Origin of the sequence: Xanthomonas sp. SS (genome assembly GCF_014236835.1) — a bacterium.
Lineage (GTDB): Bacteria > Pseudomonadota > Gammaproteobacteria > Xanthomonadales > Xanthomonadaceae > Xanthomonas_A.
The window spans coordinates 3,273,052-3,290,506 of sequence record NZ_CP051190.1 but is presented as its reverse complement, the minus strand read 5'-3'; the positions used below and the strand labels follow the sequence as shown (position 1 = coordinate 3,290,506).

Sequence of the window (17,455 nt, the reverse complement as noted above, 5' to 3'; positions counted from 1 at the left end):
GGCGTATGCAAACTAGCCCGACGATCCGCGGACAACCGGCGTTTGCGCGTTTGTCTGCGATTCCGTCCAGCGAACCGAGCGATCGGTCCCACAAACGACGTTCGCGCGAAGAAAGCGCTGCATCGATTCGCTGCGATGGAAGCGCGTGTGTCGTCTCGCCGCGCGCGTTCGCCGGTGCGCATGTCGATGCTAGAGTCGGGCGTTCGCGCCTTGGGAGAGGGGACGTCATGGGAGTGCTACGGTTGTTGCTGGCTACCGCATTGGTTTCGCTGACAGCGGTTGCCGCGGCGCAGCCTGCGGTCCGCGCGATCGTGCTGGACGTGCAGGGGCCGACTGCGCCGCGCGATCGCTTCTACGACCTGTCGGTGGGCTCGGACTATCCGGGCACGCTGCTGCGCGAAGACAGCCTGTCGCAGTTGCGCACCGCCCGGGACGAACTGGGTTTCCGCTATCTGCGCTTCCACGCGATCTTCCACGACGTGCTCGGCACCTATCGCGAGGTCGATGGGCGTCCGGTCTACGACTGGAGCAGGATCGATCAGCTCTACGACCGCATGCTCGGCATGGGCATCCGTCCTTTCGTCGAACTCGGTTTCACCCCGGAGGCGATGAAGCGTTCCGATCAGCAGATCTTCTACTGGAAGGGCAACACCTCGCATCCGCAGCTGGACAAGTGGAGCGCGATGGTGGATGCATTCGTGCGCCATGCGCGCCAGCGTTACGGCGAGGAGGAAGTGCGCCGCTGGTACTTCGAGGTCTGGAACGAGCCGAACCTGGCCGGCTTCTGGGAAGGCGCCGACCAGCCCGCGTACTTCGCGCTGTACGACGCGACGGCCAAGACGATCAAGCGCATCGACCCGCAACTCAAGGTCGGCGGGCCGTCGACCGCGGGCGCGGCCTGGGTGCCGGAATTCATCGCGCACGAGCATGCCGCCGGCACGCCGCCGGATTTCATCACCACCCATACCTATGGCGTGGACGGCGGCTTCCTCGACGAGAAGGGCGAGAGCGACACCAAGCTGTCGCCATCGCCCGATGCGATCGTCGGCGACGTGCGCCGCGTGCGCGAACAGATCGAGGCCTCGGCGATGCCGGGATTGCCGCTGTACTTCACCGAGTGGAGCACCAGCTACACGCCGCGCGATCCGGTGCACGACGCCTACCTCGGCGCGGCCTACATCCTGAGCAAGCTCAAGGCCGTCGAAGGGCTGGTGCAGGGCATGAGCTACTGGACCTACAGCGACCTGTTCGAGGAGCCGGGCCCGCCGACCGCGCCGTTCCAGGGCGGCTTCGGCCTGCTCAATCCGCAGGGCATCCGCAAGCCGGCGTACTTCGCCTACAAGTACCTCAACGCGCTGGGCGAGCGGCAGTTGCGCAACGCCGATGCGCAGAGCTATGCGACCTACGACGGCGGCGTGCTGAAACTGCTGGCCTGGGAGTTCGTCACGCCGCAGCAGGACAAGAGCAACCGCCCGTACTTCACCCAGGTGCTGCCGGCGGCCGCGACCGCGCCGCTGCGCCTGCAACTGCGTGGACTGGCGCCGGGTACCTATGCGCTCGCCATTCGCCGCACCGGTTTCGATGCCAACGATGCGTACAGCGCGTATCTGCGCATGGGATCGCCGAAGGCGCTGAGCGCTGAACAGGTACGCAAGCTGCAACTCATGACCGCGGATGCGCCCGAAGTGCGGCGCGTGCGGGTCGGCAAGGATGGCAACGCGCAAGTGGATGTTGCGATGCGCGCCAACGATGTGGTGCTGGTGGAGCTGCGTCCGCGCTAGCGCGCGGGTTTTCGCGCCCATTGGCAGGGCGTGCCTGGAACCTGTAGGAGCGGCTTCAGCCGCGACCGGGTCGTTCCTGCGTAGGACAGCCCCGGTCGCGGCTGAAGCCGCTCCTACAAGGTGCCAGCGCCAGTCGCGTGGGAGGGCTACCGGTGGAGCCCGTCGCGACTGAAGTCGCTCCCACATGAACCTGCAGCCGAAGGCGCCGAATCTATCCGATCCTGCTGCTGCCTCTGTCGCGGCTGAAGCCGCTCCTACAGGGGCGTACAGGGACGGCGGCTGGGTCGCGTCAGTGCGAGCGATCCACTGCCAGCCGCGCCAGCGCCGCCAGCGTGTCGGCGCGGGCGCCGTGGCTGTGCAGGCTGTCGCGCATCGTCGCCGCCAGTTCGGCGAGCTTGGCCTTGGCGCCGTCCATGCCGAGCAGCGCGGGATAGGTGGACTTGGCCTGCGCCGCGTCCTTGCCGGCGGTCTTGCCGAGCTGTTCGGAGCTGGCCTCGATATCGAGGATGTCGTCGCGTACCTGGAACGCCAGGCCCAGCGCGCTGGCGAAGGTATCCAGCTGCGCGAGCGCGGCCGCGTCGGCGCCGCCGCCGAGCGCGCCCAGGCGCACGCTGGCGCGGATCAGCGCGCCGGTCTTCAATGCGTGCATGCGCTGCAGGTCGGCCAGCGGCTGCACCGCGCCGGTGGCGTCGATATCCAGCGCCTGGCCGCCGCACATGCCGGCTGCGCCGGCCGCGTCGGCCAGGGTCTGCAGCCAGCGCACGCGCAATGCCGCATCGGCGCCGTCGGCGCCGGCCAGCAGGGCGAAGGCCAGGCTCTGCAGCGCATCGCCGGCCAGGATCGCGGTGGCTTCGTCGAAGGCGATGTGCACGGTGGGACGACCCCGGCGCAAGGCGTCGTCGTCCATCGCCGGCAGGTCGTCGTGGACCAGCGAATAGGCGTGGATCAGTTCCACCGCCAGCGCCGGCGCATCCAGTCGGGTTTCGTCGGCCTCTAACAGCGTGCCAGTGGCGTAGACCAGCAGCGGACGCATGCGCTTGCCGCCGCCGAGGGTGGCGTGGCGCATCGCCGCGTGCAGGCGCTGCGGCGCGGCCGCGGCGCTGGGCAACTGCGCATCCAGGCCGGCTTCCACGCGCTGGCGCCAGCGCGCGAACGCGGCGTCAGCCGCCATGGAGCGGGGCGGGATCGAACGGCTCGGCGCTGTCCGGCTGCTCCGGGTCGCTGAGCAGGCGCACGCGCAGTTCGGCCTGTTCCAGCGCCTGCTGGCACTGCCGGTACAGGCCGACGCCGCGCTCATAGGCGCTCAGCGACTGCTCCAGGCTCAGGTCGCCGGTTTCCATCTTCTCCACCAGCACTTCTAGTTCCTCGAGCGATTGCTCGAAGCGGGCGACCGGGGAGGCGTCTTCTAATGACTTCTTGGGCATCGCGGAAGTGTGCGCGGCGTCGGCGGCAGGGTCAATGCGAGGCGGGTGACGATGGTGTGGTGGCGTTGTCGAGCGCCAACTGCGCGTGCCGCGCCTGCAGCCAGGCGTGCAGCGGCGCGGCGACGATCCGGTCGCCGGCGGCGAGCAGGCGCTCGGCGTCGAACAGCAGCGGCAGGCGCGCGCGCTGCCAGGGCGGCACGGCGTGTTCCTGCAGCACCTGCTTGAGCGCCTGGGAGTGGACGCGCCCGGGCAACAGGATGCGTTCGCCGCCCTGGCGCAAGCGCACCAGTAGCGGGGTGTCGAACAGCAGCGGCGTGTCGGCGTGCAGCCGCAGGCAGCGTCCGTCGGGCAGACCCAGCGGTGCGCGGCCGTCCCATTGCGCCTGCCAGTCGGCGGGCAGTGGTGGCGGATCGCGCTCGGCGTACAGCGCATCGCGCCAGCCGCGCAGCGTCGCGCCGTGCCAGGCGAACTGCGCGGCGGCGTCGGCACGCGCGTGCAGCAGCGTGCGCTCGATCGCCACCACGCCGGCCGCCGGCAGTGGCGGCAGGCCCGCTTGCGCGACCCAGCGCCGCAGCACCCGCGCGCGGCGCGGCGCCGGCAGCGCGCGCAGGCGCGGCAGCGACAGCGGCGCAGCGTCGTCGTCGCGCAGCGCGTCGAGCGCGGCCTGGTCGCCGTCGTCCAGCAGCGCGCCGGCCTCGCCGCACAACTGCGCGCTGCGCGCCAGCGCGGCATCGGCATGCGGCCAGCGCTGGCGCAGCAGCGGTAACACCTGCAGGCGCAGGAAGTTGCGGTCGAAGCCGGGGTCGGCATTGCTCGGGTCTTCGATCCAGCGCAGCGCGTGCCGCTGCGCATAGGCGTGCAATGCGCTGCGCGGCAGGGCCAGCAACGGACGCCACAGCATGCCGTGGGCGAAGCTGCGCAGCGGCTGCATCGCCGCCAACCCATCCGGACCGGACGCGCGCAGCGCGCGCAGCAGGAAGGTCTCGGCCTGGTCGTCGCGGTGTTGCGCCAGCGCCAGCCACTCGCCTTCGCCCAGCACTTGGGCGAAGGCCGCGCGCCGCGCCTGCCGCGCCGCCGCCTCCAGGCCGTGGCCGCTGTCGCGCGGCACCTGCACGCGCAGAACCTGCAGCGGGATAGCCAGGGCAGCGCAGGACGCGGCGCAGTGCTCGGCCCATGCATCGGCGTCGGCATGCAGGCCGTGGTGCACGTGCACTGCGCGCAGCCCGCCGCGGCGGTACTGCGGCTGCTGCGCCAGCGCGTGCAGCAGCACGCTGGAATCCAGCCCGCCGCTGAGCCCGACCAGGACCGCGGCCGGTGCCGGGTCGGGCAGAGCGGCGCTCACGGTGCAGTGTGGGTCGGGATCGGAACGGCGGCTCATCGCATCACTTTAGAGGCTGGCGACGCGGCAGCGAAGCGGGGTGCGGCCAGAGGACGGCGCGATTGCGTCCCGGCACACGCCAGCGGCGCGCAAGCCGTGCGCTGCGCCCCAGGGGAGAGAGGGCACTGTTCTGCTTGCCATGTTTTCGTCAGGTCGACGCTGTCGCCCCCATGGTGCCCGCGCTCAGGACTGCGGTTCGGGCACTTCGCGGTTGTTGCGGTCGATGGCGTACCAGCGTCCGCCCTCCATCGGTGTATGCCCGTCGCCATCGGGCGTGCCGCGTCGGCAGCCGTCGCAGACCCGGGCCACGCCGTTCTCGAACGGCCAGGCGAAATCGTGGACCGGCGGGATCACTTCGCGCAGTTGCCGGTCGTAGAAGCCGATGCGGCCATGGAAGATGCCGCGGGTGAGGCCTTCGGTGAAATAGTCCGGGCCGTTGTCCCACAGGATCACCGGCAGGCTGCTGCCGTCGGCGCGCACGTAGTAGAACTGGTCGCCCACGGTCAGCACAGAAAGCCCATCGGCGTCGAACTGCAAGCGCTGCGCCGTCTGCGGCGCAAGCCGCAGGCGCCCATCGGCCGCGACGCTGCAGCCGGGCACGATGGCGCGGTCGGAGTTCGGATCGGCGATCCGGCACGCCGCTTCCGCCTGCGCCCAGGCCGCTGGCGCCGCCGCGAGCGCGGCCAGCGCGACCAGCGCCGCTGCCCGTCGCCTTGCCATCGGCGTGTACCGCTGCCGCGCCAAGCTCATTTCGCGGTGGCGCTCGCAGCCTCGGCCACGAACGCGTCCGGCTTCGGCAACTGCACCGGCACGCCGTCGCCGTTGCAGGTGCCGGCCTGGCACAGGCGGCCGCGCAGCTTCGGCGTGGCCTGCACGATCACGTGGTAGATCACGTTCTCTTCCAGGCTGCCGCGGAACGCATCGCTGCCGGGGCCGCGCGCCCAGATGCCGACGTCGTCGCCGCCATGGGTCTCGGCCTTGGTCGGTACCAACGCTTCCTGCATGAAATCCGGGCTCTCGGTGTTCACATGGGTCAGGTCGGGGCGGCCCTTGACTGGTTCGAAGCTGCTCGGCGCATGCGGGAACGTCTTGATCCCGGCCGGCTGCTGGTTGCTGGCGCCGGTGTAGCCGGGGCCGTTGGCATAGCTGAGCGTGGCGTACGGCTGACCGTTGCCGTCCAGCGCCAGGTCGCCGGTATTGGCGTCTTCGCCGCTGGTGCCGCGCACCTTGCCCAGGATCGGGTTGCCGCGCTGCGGGTAGCCGACGAAGTTGAGCGTATGCGAATGGTCGGCGGTGACGACGATCAGCGTGTCCTCGGCCGAGGTCGCCTCCGCCGCGGCCTGCACCGCCTGCGACAGGGCGATGGTCTCGTCCAGCGCGCGGTAGGCGTTGCCGGCGTGGTGGGCGTGGTCGATGCGGCCGCCCTCGACCATCAGCACGTAGCCGTCCTTGCCGCGCGACAGGGTGCGGATCGCGGCGCGGGTCATCTCGGCCAGACTCGGGTCGCCTGCCGCGCTCTGGTCGCGGTCGTGGTCGAACTGCATGTGGTCCGGCTCGAACAGGCCGAGCAGCGCCGGCGCGTTCTGCGCCGCTTCCAGCTGCCCGCGGTTCCAGACATAGGCGCCCTGCGGGTGGCGCTGGCGCCACTCGCCGACCAGATCGCGGCCGTCCAGGCGCAGGCCGACCTTGTCGTCGTATTCGGGGTCGCGCTGCTCGACCGTGGTGAACTGGCTGCGGCCGCCGGCCAGCATCACCTGCGGACCGCGGCCGTAGCGCGCGCTGACCATCTGCTGGGCGATGTCGCGGCAGCCTTCGGCCACCGCCTTCTCGGGCAGATCGGTGTCGCTTTCCCAGTTGCGTTCGGGGGTGTGCGCGTAGGTCGCCGCCGGGGTGGCGTGGGTCAGCCGGGTGGTGGTGACGATGCCGGTGTTCAGGCCGGCGCTGTCGGCCAGTTCCAGCCAGGTCAGCAACTGCTTGCCGAGGCTGTCGGCGCAGGCCTCGCGCTTGCCGGCGGACACGCCGATCGCGCCCATGTGGGTCTTCACCCCGGTGGTGATCGAGGTCATGGTGCCGGCCGAGTCCGGCGTCTGCGAGTCGGTGTTGTAGGTCTTGCTCAGCGCGGTGGCCGGGAACGCCTCCCACGACAGCTGGTTCTCCTCGCCGGAGGCGCCCTTGCGCTGGCCGTCGAGGATGCGCGCGGCGGCGACCGTGGTCAGGCTCATGCCGTCGCCGAGGAACAGGATCACGTTCTTGGCCTTGCCGCGCATCGCGCCGTTGTTGGCGGCCTTGGCCGCGCCGCTGCGGTACCACCAGTCCGGCGTCTCGCCGCCGGGATGGGCGACGGCGGGCACGGCGATGGGAGCGACGGCGGCGCTGGCGGGCGCGCGCGGCGCACTGGCGCAGGCCGCCAGCAGCAGGGTGGAAGCGGCGGCGAAAGCGGGAACGAGATGGCGCATGCGAGGAACGGCCCCTGGGCACGAAGTCCTGCGCATTATGCCGGCTGCGACAATGCACGCCGATGACATCGCGCCTTTCCAGCCATGGCGTCGTCGCCCGCGCCGGCTTGCGCTATGGTGCAGGACCCCGAGATTTTCTGGACAGCATCGATGAAAGTGGTGACCGCCTGGTTGCGCATCCCGTTCTGGCAGCGCGTGGTGGCCGGCTTCGTGCTCGGTGCGCTGGCCGGCTGGGCGATGGGACCGGCGGCGGACACCTGGTTCGGGCCGCTCGGCGACCTGTACGTGACCCTGATCAAGATGATCGCGGTGCCGCTGGTGTTCTTCGCGGTGATCAACGCGATCTCCTCGCTGCACGGTCAGCAATCGGTGGCCAAGCTCGGTGGGCGCACCTTCCTGTGGTTCGTGCTCACCGCCGCGCTGGCGGTCGGCGTCGGCCTGGGCGTGGGCACGCTGCTGCAGCCGGGCGCCGGCCACTTCGGCCTGAGCGTGGACAGCGCCTGGAAGCCGCGCGACGTGCCCAGCCCGATCCAGGTGCTGCTGGACGTGGTGCCGTCCAATCCGTTCTACGCGCTGACCGGCATCGGCACCAAGACCAATGCGGCCGGCGAAACGGTGTTGGCGGCCGGGCGCGGCTCGATCCTGCCGGTGATCTTCTTCGCCGGCCTGCTCGGTTTTGCGATGGTCAAGCTCGGCGAGCGCGTGGCGCAGGCGCGCAAGCTCGCCGGGCAGATGAGCGAGATCATGATCCAGGTCACCCGCTTCGTGCTGGAGATGACCCCGCTGGGCACCTTCGGCCTGATCGCCTCGCTGGTCGGCAGCTACGGCTTCGAGAAGCTGCTGCCGTTCGGCAACTTCGTGCTGGCGCTGTACCTGGCCTGCGCGATTCACATCCTGGTGGTGTACAGCGGACTGCTGCTGGCGCATGGATTGAACCCGTGGAAGTTCTTCCGCGGCGCCGCGCCGGGCATGCAGGTGGCGTTCGTCAGTTCCTCCAGTTTCGCCGCGATGCCGGTGGCGATGCGCTCGATCACCCATAACCTGGGCGTCAACAAGGACTACGCCGCGTTCGCGGTGCCGCTGGGCGCCAGCATCAAGATGGACGGTTGCGGCGCGATCTTCCCGGCGCTGTGCGCGGTGTTCATCGCCCAGTACACCGGGGTGCCGCTGACCGCCAACCAGTATTTCGTGGTGCTGATCGCCTCGGTGCTGGGCAGTTTCGGCACCGCCGGCGTGCCCGGTACCGCGGTGGTGATGGCCACGGTGGTGCTGAGCGCGGCCAACCTGCCGCTGGAGGTGATCGGCTACCTGTACGCGATCGACCGCGTGCTGGACATGATGCGCACCATGACCAACGTCACCGGGCAGATGCTGGTGCCGGTGCTGGTGGCCAAGGAAACCGGCCTGCTCGACCGCCGCGTGTACGAGGCGGCCTCGAGCAATGTCGGCCTGGAAGATCCGCCGGCCGACGGGTCCGGCCAGCTGCGTTGATTCCGCGGTGAGCACGTCCGCGACGCGCTTGCGCGAACAGTTGCTGCGGCTTCCCGGGCTGACGCCGATCGATGGGGTGCTGGTGCAGCAGGCGCTGGCCGCCGATCCCTTTGAGCGCCAGTACCTCGCGGTCCGGCAGCAGGAAGGCCGCGTCTACAGCGACGCGCAGGTACGCACGCTGCCGCATCCCGGCGGGGCGCTGGCCGCCAGCCACGAGTGGCGGGTGCGTGCCGAGTCGTGCCGGCGCCTGCTGCGCCACCTGCGCGCGCGCGGCGGCAGCGGGCCGTTGCTCGAACTGGGCTGCGGCAACGGCTGGCTGTCGCAGCGGCTGGCCGAGGGCCTGCAGCGCGAGGTCTGCGGCGTCGACGTCAACCGTACCGAGCTGGCGCAGGCCGCGCGCGTGTTCGCGGCCAGTGCGCGCGTGAGCTTCGTCGCCGGCGACATCCACACGCTGCCGCTGCCGCCGCAGCGCTTCGATGTGGTCGTGCTGCCGGCCTGCATCCAGTATTTCGCCGACCCGCGCGCGCTGATCGCGCGCCTGCTCGGCCTGCTGCAGCACGACGGCGAACTGCACGTGATCGACAGTCCGTTCTACGCCGACGCCGCACAGGCGCAGGCCAGCGCCGCGCGCAGCCTGCGCTACTTCAGCGGCTTGGGCTGCGCGGAACTGGCCAGCCAGTACCACCAGCACACCTGGGCCGCGCTCGACGGCATCGCGCTGCGCGTGCTGTTCGATCCGCGCAGCCTGCGCGCCCGCTGCCTGCGCGCGCTGCGCTGGCGGCAACCGCACTTTCCGTGGCTGTGCATCCGCAAGCGCGACAACCCGGCATTGGCGGCTGGCTAGGCCGTCGCGATCGCGAGCGGGCTTCACCGGCGAGGCGAAGGTGCGCGGCGTGGCGATCCTGCGCGATGCTGTCGCCGGCCCTGAACCGCCGATCCGCGTGTCGCCGCGGCGCGGCGCCCGCAGCATCGGTACGTGGCAGACTTCAGCTTCTTTTCCTTCCCTGGAGCCCCGATGAGCGGCACGCAACGCGAACTGACCTTCCGCTTTCTGGCCGAGCCGATCGACGTCAACTACGGCGGCAAGGTCCACGGCGGGGTGGTGATGAAGTGGATCGACCAGGTCGGCTACGCCGCCGCGGTGGGTTGGAGCGGGCGCTACAGCGTGACCGTGGCGGTGGGCGGGATCCGCTTCGTCTCGCCGATCCGGATCAGCGACATGGTCACGGTCACCGCCAAGCTGGTCTACACCGGCAGCACCAGCATGCATTTCGCGATCGACGTGCGCGCGCGCGACCCGATGGGCGGCGACTCGCGGCTGTGCACCCACTGCATCATCGTGTTCGTGGCCCTGGACGGGGTGGAAGGCAAGCCGACCCCGGTGCCGTCGTGGACTCCGGATACGCCGGAGGACCATCGCCTGTCCGAGTACGCGCTGAAGGTGATGGAGCTGAGCAAGGGCATCGAGGACACCATCTCCCACTACCAGGCCTGAGCCTGGCGCCGGTCTGGGCCGTGCCGCAGGCGCGGTGACGTTCCCGGGCCGGCGCGCGGCCCGGACATGCAGCGCAGGGCGGCGCGACCCGCAGCAACAAAAAGGCCGCTGTCTCCAGCGGCCTTTCGTTGGTTGCCTGCGAGCCGCGCGGTTTACATCGCCACGCGCCGCGCCTGCACGAACTTCTCGCTCCAGTAGCCGCTGGTCAGCGTGTCCACGCGCACGTCCTTGCCGCGGCTCGGCGCGTGCAGGAAGCGGCCTTCGCCGACGTACAGGCCGACGTGGTCGACGCGGCCCTTGCGGCCGAAGAACACCAGGTCGCCCGGTGCCAGCGCGTCGCGGTCCTTGATCAGTTCGGCATTGGCCTCGCGCGCCATCTCGCGCGACACGCGCGGCAGCTCGATGCCCAGCGCGGTGCGGAACACGTAGCCGACCAGGCCGCTGCAATCGAAGCCTTCGGTGTCTTCGCCGCCCCAGCGGTACGGGGTGCCGAGCAGCGCCATGGCGCGCTTGAGCACCGACTGCACCTTGTCGCCGCCCGGGACCACGCCTTCGCGCAGCGGAGCCTGGGACACGTCGTAGTTGGCCAGCAGGCGGCTGATGTCGCCGGCGAACATCGCCGAGCGGTCCATCAGCGGAATGGTGTCGTTGGCGGCCAGATGCGGGAGCAGGGCGGCCAGGGTGGCGGTGGCGGCGGCGTCGGCCTTGCTGCGTGCCGTGGCCGGGGCCTGCGCGGCGACCGGCTTGGCGGTCGCGGGCTGGGAAGTCGTGGGAGTGGTGCTGGTGGTGCCGGCGGCGGTCATCTGCGCCGGTGCCACGGGGGCGATCGCTTCGGGGACCACGGTGTCGGCCGGGGCCGATTGGGCCAGGGCCGGAACGGCCGAGAGGCAGAGCGAGGCGGTACAGATTAAGCGGAAGGCGGCCCGGCGGGGGACGGAGGTCTTGCCTGGAGAGGTCTTGGCTTCGGTCGTCACGCTTCGATCACAAATTCAAACGATGGGCGATCATGCCCTGTAGACGGCAAGAGGAAGTTCAAATTACGTTAATATTTCGTAATTATGAATGTGAGCGCAACCACAGTTCAGTGCAGGACGCGTTTGGCGCCTGTGTAGTGGTCGCGCCAATAGGCCCCGTCCAGATAGTCCAGGCGGACCGTTCCGCCGGTGCTGGGGGCATGCACGAAGCGGCCCTCGCCGACGTAGATGCCGACATGGCTGACCGTGCCGCCGCTGCCGAAAAACACCAGGTCGCCAGTGCTCAGGCGTTGCGGATCGATCCGCGGACCCTGCACCGCGGCCAGTTCGCGCGAGGTGCGCGGCAGCTGCAGGTCGAGCATGTCGCGGTAGACATAGGCGACCAGGCCGCTGCAGTCGAAGCCGGAATCGGGGGTGTTGCCGCCGTAGCGGTAGGGCGTGCCGACCAGGCCCAGCGCGCGCATCAGCACCGCGTTGGCCGCGGCCGGGTCGGCCGGCGCCACCTGCGGCCAGCTGCGCACCGCCACCGGTGGCGGCGGGCGCGACGGGCGCACCTCGTGGCGGCCGCAGGCGGCCAGCACGGCCATGCACAGCAGGGCCGCCCAACAGGGAAGACGGCGCCGCGTGGACGTTGCAACTGGCTTGTTCTGCATGGAGCCGGGATAATGCGCAACCTTAGATGGCCGCCATCATGGCGGCGCCCTCGTCGGCCGACAAGCCGTCCACACCGTCTGCCATCGGCAGCCACAGCGCAGAGTTGCACATGAAGATCGAAAAAGACCGCGTCGTCCGTTTCCACTACACCGTCTCCGAAGCCGGCCAGGCGCCGATCGAGACGTCCAAGGACCGCGATCCGCTGGTGATCCTGATCGGCCACGGCAACATCATCCCGGGCCTGGAGAACGCGATGCTGGAGCAGGAAGCCGGTGCCAGCTTCGGCGTCGACGTGGCCGCCAAGGACGCTTACGGCGACTACCGCGAGGGCCTGACCCAGCGCGTGCCGAAGAAGCATTTCGGCGCGACCAAGCTGCAGCCGGGCAGCCAGGTGGTCCTGCAGACCAACTTCGGCCCGCGCGCGGTGACCGTGCAGAAGGTCGGCATGAGCGTGGTCGATGTCGACCTCAACCATCCGATGGCGGGCAAGGACCTGCATTTCGACGTGGAGATCCTCGAGGTGCGCGAAGCCAAGCCGGAAGAGATCGAGCACGGCCACGTGCACGGCGAGGGCGGTCATCACCATTGAGTGAGCGCGGCGCGGGTCCCGTTCGCGGGATCCGTCTCCGCCGTGGGGGTGCGCGCTTCGTTGCTGGCGCTGCCTGATTGATGGGCTTGGCGAGCGGCGTTGCCGCGCTCGCCGCTAGCCCGCATGCGTACTTCACTTACTTCGCGATGCGCCTTGGCGCATGCGCGCCGCGGCGATGGATGATCGCCGGCCTTCCGTCCGGTGCCACGCCTTGGCCTCCTCCGCTCCCGTGCTGCAGCCCGTCGCGCCCGCCGAACGCATCGTCACTATGGACGTGCTGCGCGGTTTCGCGCTGCTCGGCATCCTGCTGATGAACATCGAGGGTTTCGTCGGTCCGCTGGACACGGCGATGACCGGGCTGGATCCGCTGTTGCGCGGCGCCGACCGCATCGCCGATGCGGCGGTCTACCTGCTGGTGCAGGGCAAGTTCTACACCTTGTTCTCGTTGTTGTTCGGCATGGGCTTTGCGGTGATGGCGCAGCGCGCGGAGGCGGCGCGGCGCCAGTTCGGCGGCTTTTTCGTGCGCCGCAGCGCGGTGCTGCTGCTGATCGGCGTGCTGCATGCGGTGCTGCTGTGGTCCGGCGACATCCTGGTCAGCTATGCGCTGTTGGCGTTCATGCTGCTGGCCTTTCGCGAGGCGCCGACGCGCTGGCTGCCGTGGATGGCGCTGGTGGTCTATCTGTGCTCGCCGCTGCTGTCGCTGCTGACTGGCGCGATCGGCTCGGCGGCGCAGGCCGACCCGCACGGCGCCATGCAGTGGCGGCAGGACATGGCCGAGCAGGCGCAGCGCGCGGCGGCGGCGCTGGAACAGCAGCGCCAGGTGTTCGGCCATGGCAGCTATGCGCAGGCGACCGCGCAGCGCCTGCGCGATCTGATCGATACGCTGGGCACGCTGGTGTTCAATGCGCCGACCATCTTCGGCATGTTCCTGCTCGGCGCATGGTGCGTGCGCAGCGGCCTGGCGCAGCAGCCGCTGCGGCGTCCGCGGCTGCTGGCGGCGTTGCGCTGGGGCGTGTTGCCGTTGGGCATGGCGCTGATGTTGCTGAGTTTCCAGCTGGAGCCGTGGATGGATCCGGCACGCCTGGACCTGCGCCTGGCCGGCGCGTTCGCCTTGGCCACCGTGGCCAGCGGCATGATGGCGCTGGGCTATGCTGCCTGGCTGCTGCGCTTCGCCCCGGCGTTGCGCTGGCTGGCACCGGCCGGGCGCATGGCGCTGAGCAACTACCTGCTGCAGTCGTTGCTGTGCACCATGCTGTTCTATGGCTATGGCCTGGGGTATTTCGAACGGCTACCGCGCGTTTGGCAGGTCCCGTTCGCGTTCGCGCTGTTCGCGTTGCAGGTGGCGCTGTCGCAGCTGTGGCTGCGCCATTTCCGCTTCGGTCCGGCGGAATGGCTGTGGCGTTCGGCGAGCTATCTGCGTTGGCAACCGCTGCGCCGTCATGGCGCGCAGTGAAACGGATGCGGTGAACACGACGGCCCGCGACGACGTGCCGAGCATCGATCCGCCACGACATCCTCACGCGTGCCGCGCCACCGCTCGTGGCATGCTCGCAATCAGCATGAGCAACACGACAGGACAACCGATGGCCGACCTGATTTACGGGCAGTCGCCCGCGATCGACACCACGCCGTACCGCGTGGAGCGTTTGCAGTGAGCGATGCCGTCTACGACTACGACCTGCTGGTGCTCGGCGGCGGTTCCGGCGGCCTGGCCACCGCGTTCCGTGCGGCCGGCCTCGGCGCGCGCGTGGCGATCCTGGAGCCGGGCGCGCTCGGTGGCACCTGCGTCAATATCGGCTGCGTGCCGAAGAAGGCGATGTGGCTGGCGGCCGATCTGGTCGGGCGCATCGATCTTGCCCGCGACATCGGTTTTTCCATCCCCAGTTCCACCTTGTCGTGGCCGGAACTTGTGGCGCATCGCCAGGGCTATATCGGCAATATCCACGGCAGCTACCGGCGGCGCCTGGATGCCGACGGCGTGGTGCTGATTCCGCAGCGTGGCCGGCTGCTGGACGCGCATACGGTGGAATGCGGCGACGGCGTGCGGGTCAGCGCCGGCCACGTGGTGATCGCCACCGGCGCGCATGCGCTGCGGCCGCCGATCGAGGGCGCCGAGTTGGGCCTGGTGTCGGACGATTTCTTCAATCTGTGCGAGGCGCCGCCGCGCGTGGCCATCGTCGGCGGCGGTTATATCGCGGTGGAACTGGCCGGCCTGCTGCAGGCGCTGGGCAGCCGCGTCGATTTGTATGTGCAGGGCGAGCGCCTGCTGGAGCGTTTCGATGCGGAACTGGCGCGGCAGCTTGCCGAGAACCTGCGCCATCAGGGCGTGCGCCTGCATTTCGGCTATCGCGCCACGGCCCTGCGCCGCGGCGAGCAGGGCTTGCAGTTGCACGACGGCGACGGGCAGCCGAGCGAGGCGGTGGACCAGGTGTTCTTCGCGATCGGGCGGCGTCCGAACAGCAAGGACATCGGCCTGGAAGCGCTGGGCGTGCGCATCGGCGACAAGTGCGAGGTGCTGGTCGACGATTACCAGAACACCGACGTGCCGGGGCTGTACGCGATCGGCGACGTGGCCGGCAAGGTCGGCCTGACCCCGGTGGCGATCGCCGCCGGACGCAAGCTGATGGATCGCCTGTTCGGCGACCAGCCGCAGGCGCGGCTGGACTACGACAACGTGCCCAGCGTGGTGTTCTCGCATCCGCCGCTGGGTCAGGTCGGCCTGGGCGAAGAGCAGGCGCGGGCGCGCTACGGCGACGCGGTGTCGGTGTATCGCAGCAATTTCCGGCCGATGCTGCATGCGCTGGCGGACTCGCCGCAGCGCAGCCTGTTCAAGCTGGTCTGCGTGGGCGAGGACGAACGGGTGGTCGGTTTCCATCTGCTCGGCGACGGCGCCGACGAGATCCTGCAGGGCTTCGCGGTGGCGCTGAAGCTGGGCGTGACCAAGCGCCAACTGGAGGACACGGTGGCGATCCATCCGACCTCGGCCGAGGAAGTGGTGCTGATGCGCTGAGGCGCTGAGATGCGCGGCGTTGCAGCGCCGCTGCATACGGCATGGCCCTGAGGTCAGGACGGCGAGTGCGGTCCGACCCGCCAATCCCCTTTTCGGGTCTGCATGCCAATCCGGCACGCCGCGCCGCGATGTCGTCTGCACGGGAGAAGGTGGCCAGTAGGGCGGGACGAGGGTGCGGGCGCAAGCTTCGTACATCCAAATCCGCGAGGCGCTTCGCGCCATACCCTCACCCCAACCCCTCTCCCGGTGGGAGAGGGGCTCTGCATGCCGCGGCTGTTTCCTTCTCCCATCGGGAGAAGGTGGCCCGCAGGGCCGGATGAGGGTGCGGGCGCAGCCTCGTGCATCCAATCCGCGAGGCGCTTGGCGCCGTACCCTCACCCCAACCCCTCTCCCGATGGGAGAGGGGTTCTGCACGCCGCGGCTTTTCCCTTCTCCCGTCGGGAGAAGGTGGCCCGCAGGGCCGGATGAGGGTGCGGGCGAAGCCTCGTACACCAAACTCCGCGAGGCGCTTCGCGTCGTACCCTCACCCCAACCCCTCTCCCGATGGGAGAGGGACTCTGCACGCCGCGGCTGTTCCCTTCTCCCGTCGGGACCATGGCCCCCTTTTTGGGGGAAGGTGGCCCGCAGGGCCGGATGAGGGTGCGGGCGCAGCCTCGTGCATCCAATCCGCGAGGCGCTTCGCGCCGTACCCTCACCCCAACCCCTCTCCCGATGGGAGAGGGGCTCTGCACGCCGCGGCTGTTCCCTTCTCCCGTCGGGACCATGGACCCCTTTTCGGGGGAAGGTGGCCCGCAGGGCCGGATGAGGGTGCGGGCGCAGCCGCCGTAGAATGGGCGGCATGCACGATGTCCGTTTCCGTTTCCGTTTCCGTTTCGGCGCCGGTCCGCGATGAGCGCGTCCGAGCGCTCGACCGCCGCTCCGCTGGCGACTGCGCATGCCGACCTGGGCGGCGTGCTGCTGGCCGCCGGCGGCGCGATCGCGTTTTCCGGCAAGGCGATCATCGTCAAGCTCGGCTATCGCTACGGGGTGGACGCGGTGACCCTGCTGGCGCTGCGCATGCTTGTGGCTTTGCCGTGTTTCGCGGCGATGGCGCTGTGGGCCGCGCGCCGCGCGCCGCCGCTGCAGCGCGGCGACCGCTGGCGCATCGTCGCGCTCGGCGTGCTCGGCTACTACCTGGCCAGCTACCTGGATTTCCTCGGCCTGGCCTACATCACCGCGACGCTCGAGCGGCTGATCCTGTACCTGACCCCGACCCTGGTATTGCTTATCGGCGTGCTCGTGTTCCGCCGCCGGCCGCAACGTCGCCAGCTGTGGGCGCTGGCGCTGAGCTATCTCGGCGTGCTGCTGGCCTTCGGCCACGACCTGCAGGTCGGCGGCGCGCACACCGCCTGGGGCAGCCTGCTGGTGTTCGGCAGCGCGCTGGCCTATGCGCTGTACCTGGTCGGCAGTGGGCAGATGGTGGCGCGGATCGGCGCGGTGCGGCTGACCGCCTACGCCAGCCTGGTCGCCTGCGTGCTGTGCATCGCCCAGTTCCTGCTGCTGCGGCCGCTGCACGCCCTGCTGCTGCCGACGCCGGTGTACGCGCTGTCGCTGCTCAACGGCACCCTGTGCACGGCGGTGCCGGTGCTGGCGACGATGCTGGCGGTGCGGCGGATCGGCTCGGGCCTGGCGTCGCAGATCGGCATGCTCGGTCCGGTTTCGACCATCGTGCTCAGCGTCTTGCTATTGGGCGAGGCGATGGGACCGTGGCAGATCGCCGGCACGCTGCTGGTGCTGGGCGGGGTGCTGACGGTGTCGCGGCCCGCACGGACACCGCCGGCATGAGCGGGCCGCGTCCCACGCCGGCCGCCGAGGCCTCGGCGGCGGCGCAGGCACGGATCCTGGCGACAATCCGCGCGATCCCGTCCGGCCAGGTGCGCGGCTACGGCGAAGTGGCGATGCTGGCCGGGCTGCCCGGCCGCGCGCGGCTGGTCGCGCGGGTGCTAGGCGGCAACGCCGATCCGGCGCTGCCCTGGCACCGGGTGCTGCGCAGCGATGGACGCATCGCCTTCCCGGAAGGTTCGCGCGGCTTTCGCGAACAGTGCCAGCGGCTGCGCGCCGAAGGCGTGGCGGTGCAGGGCGGACGGGTGAAGCGTGCCCCAACACCGGCGCGCGACCTCGACGCGGCGTTATGGGGCCCGCAATAGCGAGCGGCTATGATGGT

The 17,455-nt window shown here is 70.1% G+C and carries 17 protein-coding genes; 10 read left to right on the top strand and 7 right to left on the bottom strand.

Annotation, left to right across the window (positions count from 1 at the left end; genetic code table 11):
- The first annotated feature begins 227 nt into the window (after positions 1–227).
- On the top strand, positions 228–1,781 hold the full coding sequence (locus HEP74_RS13625; protein ID WP_185813334.1) for a GH39 family glycosyl hydrolase: 1,554 nt from the start codon (positions 228–230) through the stop codon (positions 1,779–1,781).
- A 289-nt stretch (positions 1,782–2,070) separates the two neighbouring features.
- Here the strand turns inward: HEP74_RS13625 and HEP74_RS13620 are convergent, their stop codons facing one another.
- The 5 genes from HEP74_RS13620 to HEP74_RS13600 all read right to left on the bottom strand — a co-directional run bounded on the left by HEP74_RS13620 (position 2,071) and on the right by HEP74_RS13600 (position 7,039).
- Positions 2,071–2,952 (bottom strand): polyprenyl synthetase family protein, encoded by an 882-nt coding sequence (locus HEP74_RS13620; RefSeq protein ID WP_185813333.1) that lies wholly within the window; start codon positions 2,950–2,952, stop codon positions 2,071–2,073.
- Positions 2,942–3,205 (bottom strand): exodeoxyribonuclease VII small subunit, encoded by a 264-nt coding sequence (locus HEP74_RS13615; RefSeq protein ID WP_185813332.1) that lies wholly within the window; start codon positions 3,203–3,205, stop codon positions 2,942–2,944. Before HEP74_RS13615 ends, HEP74_RS13620 begins: the two co-directional genes overlap by 11 nt.
- A 31-nt stretch (positions 3,206–3,236) precedes the next feature.
- A complete protein-coding gene (tilS, locus tag HEP74_RS13610; protein WP_185813331.1) occupies positions 3,237–4,583 on the bottom strand; it encodes a tRNA lysidine(34) synthetase TilS in 1,347 nt (448 codons plus the stop codon).
- Positions 4,584–4,766: 183 nt separating this feature from the next.
- Positions 4,767–5,303 (bottom strand): WG repeat-containing protein, encoded by a 537-nt coding sequence (locus HEP74_RS13605; RefSeq protein ID WP_185813330.1) that lies wholly within the window; start codon positions 5,301–5,303, stop codon positions 4,767–4,769.
- Positions 5,304–5,329: 26 nt separating this feature from the next.
- On the bottom strand, positions 5,330–7,039 hold the full coding sequence (locus HEP74_RS13600; RefSeq protein WP_185813329.1) for an alkaline phosphatase family protein: 1,710 nt from the start codon (positions 7,037–7,039) through the stop codon (positions 5,330–5,332).
- 150 nt (positions 7,040–7,189) lie between these two features.
- On the opposite strand from HEP74_RS13600, the gene HEP74_RS13595 reads away from it, so the two are divergent.
- The 3 genes from HEP74_RS13595 to HEP74_RS13585 all read left to right on the top strand — a co-directional run bounded on the left by HEP74_RS13595 (position 7,190) and on the right by HEP74_RS13585 (position 10,025).
- The gene (locus HEP74_RS13595; protein WP_185813328.1) at positions 7,190–8,530 is read left to right on the top strand and encodes a dicarboxylate/amino acid:cation symporter; all 1,341 of its coding nucleotides are present in this window, start codon (positions 7,190–7,192) and stop codon (positions 8,528–8,530) included.
- 7 nt (positions 8,531–8,537) lie between these two features.
- Positions 8,538–9,374, top strand: coding sequence for a class I SAM-dependent methyltransferase (locus HEP74_RS13590; protein WP_185813327.1), 837 nt, complete (start codon positions 8,538–8,540; stop codon positions 9,372–9,374).
- Between the two features lie 171 nt (positions 9,375–9,545).
- A complete protein-coding gene (locus HEP74_RS13585) occupies positions 9,546–10,025 on the top strand; it encodes an acyl-CoA thioesterase (RefSeq protein ID WP_185813326.1) in 480 nt (159 codons plus the stop codon).
- 152 nt (positions 10,026–10,177) lie between these two features.
- Here HEP74_RS13585 and HEP74_RS13580 read toward each other — a convergent pair whose 3' ends face one another.
- Both HEP74_RS13580 and HEP74_RS13575 read right to left on the bottom strand, forming a co-directional pair.
- The gene (locus HEP74_RS13580; RefSeq protein ID WP_185813325.1) at positions 10,178–10,999 is read right to left on the bottom strand and encodes a C40 family peptidase; all 822 of its coding nucleotides are present in this window, start codon (positions 10,997–10,999) and stop codon (positions 10,178–10,180) included.
- 107 nt (positions 11,000–11,106) lie between these two features.
- The gene (locus HEP74_RS13575; RefSeq protein WP_255423857.1) at positions 11,107–11,586 is read right to left on the bottom strand and encodes a C40 family peptidase; all 480 of its coding nucleotides are present in this window, start codon (positions 11,584–11,586) and stop codon (positions 11,107–11,109) included.
- Positions 11,587–11,762: 176 nt separating this feature from the next.
- On the opposite strand from HEP74_RS13575, the gene HEP74_RS13570 reads away from it, so the two are divergent.
- The 6 genes from HEP74_RS13570 to HEP74_RS13545 all read left to right on the top strand — a co-directional run bounded on the left by HEP74_RS13570 (position 11,763) and on the right by HEP74_RS13545 (position 17,438).
- The gene (locus HEP74_RS13570) at positions 11,763–12,242 is read left to right on the top strand and encodes an FKBP-type peptidyl-prolyl cis-trans isomerase (protein WP_185813323.1); all 480 of its coding nucleotides are present in this window, start codon (positions 11,763–11,765) and stop codon (positions 12,240–12,242) included.
- Positions 12,243–12,417: 175 nt separating this feature from the next.
- The gene (locus HEP74_RS13565) at positions 12,418–13,695 is read left to right on the top strand and encodes a DUF418 domain-containing protein (protein WP_185813322.1); all 1,278 of its coding nucleotides are present in this window, start codon (positions 12,418–12,420) and stop codon (positions 13,693–13,695) included.
- Entirely contained in the window at positions 13,682–13,897 is a 216-nt protein-coding gene (locus tag HEP74_RS13560) for a hypothetical protein (RefSeq protein ID WP_185813321.1), read from the top strand. The genes HEP74_RS13565 and HEP74_RS13560 overlap by 14 nt, the downstream gene beginning before the upstream one ends.
- Positions 13,894–15,252 (top strand): glutathione-disulfide reductase, encoded by a 1,359-nt coding sequence (gene gorA, locus HEP74_RS13555; protein ID WP_185813320.1) that lies wholly within the window; start codon positions 13,894–13,896, stop codon positions 15,250–15,252. The genes HEP74_RS13560 and gorA overlap by 4 nt, the downstream gene beginning before the upstream one ends.
- Positions 15,253–16,140: 888 nt before the next feature.
- Positions 16,141–17,076, top strand: a complete 936-nt coding sequence (locus tag HEP74_RS13550) for a DMT family transporter (RefSeq protein ID WP_185813319.1) — start codon at positions 16,141–16,143, stop codon at positions 17,074–17,076.
- Complete coding sequence (locus tag HEP74_RS13545) at positions 17,073–17,438, top strand: MGMT family protein (RefSeq protein WP_185813318.1); 366 nt, start codon at positions 17,073–17,075, stop codon at positions 17,436–17,438. Before HEP74_RS13550 ends, HEP74_RS13545 begins: the two co-directional genes overlap by 4 nt.
- Positions 17,439–17,455 lie beyond the last annotated feature (17 nt).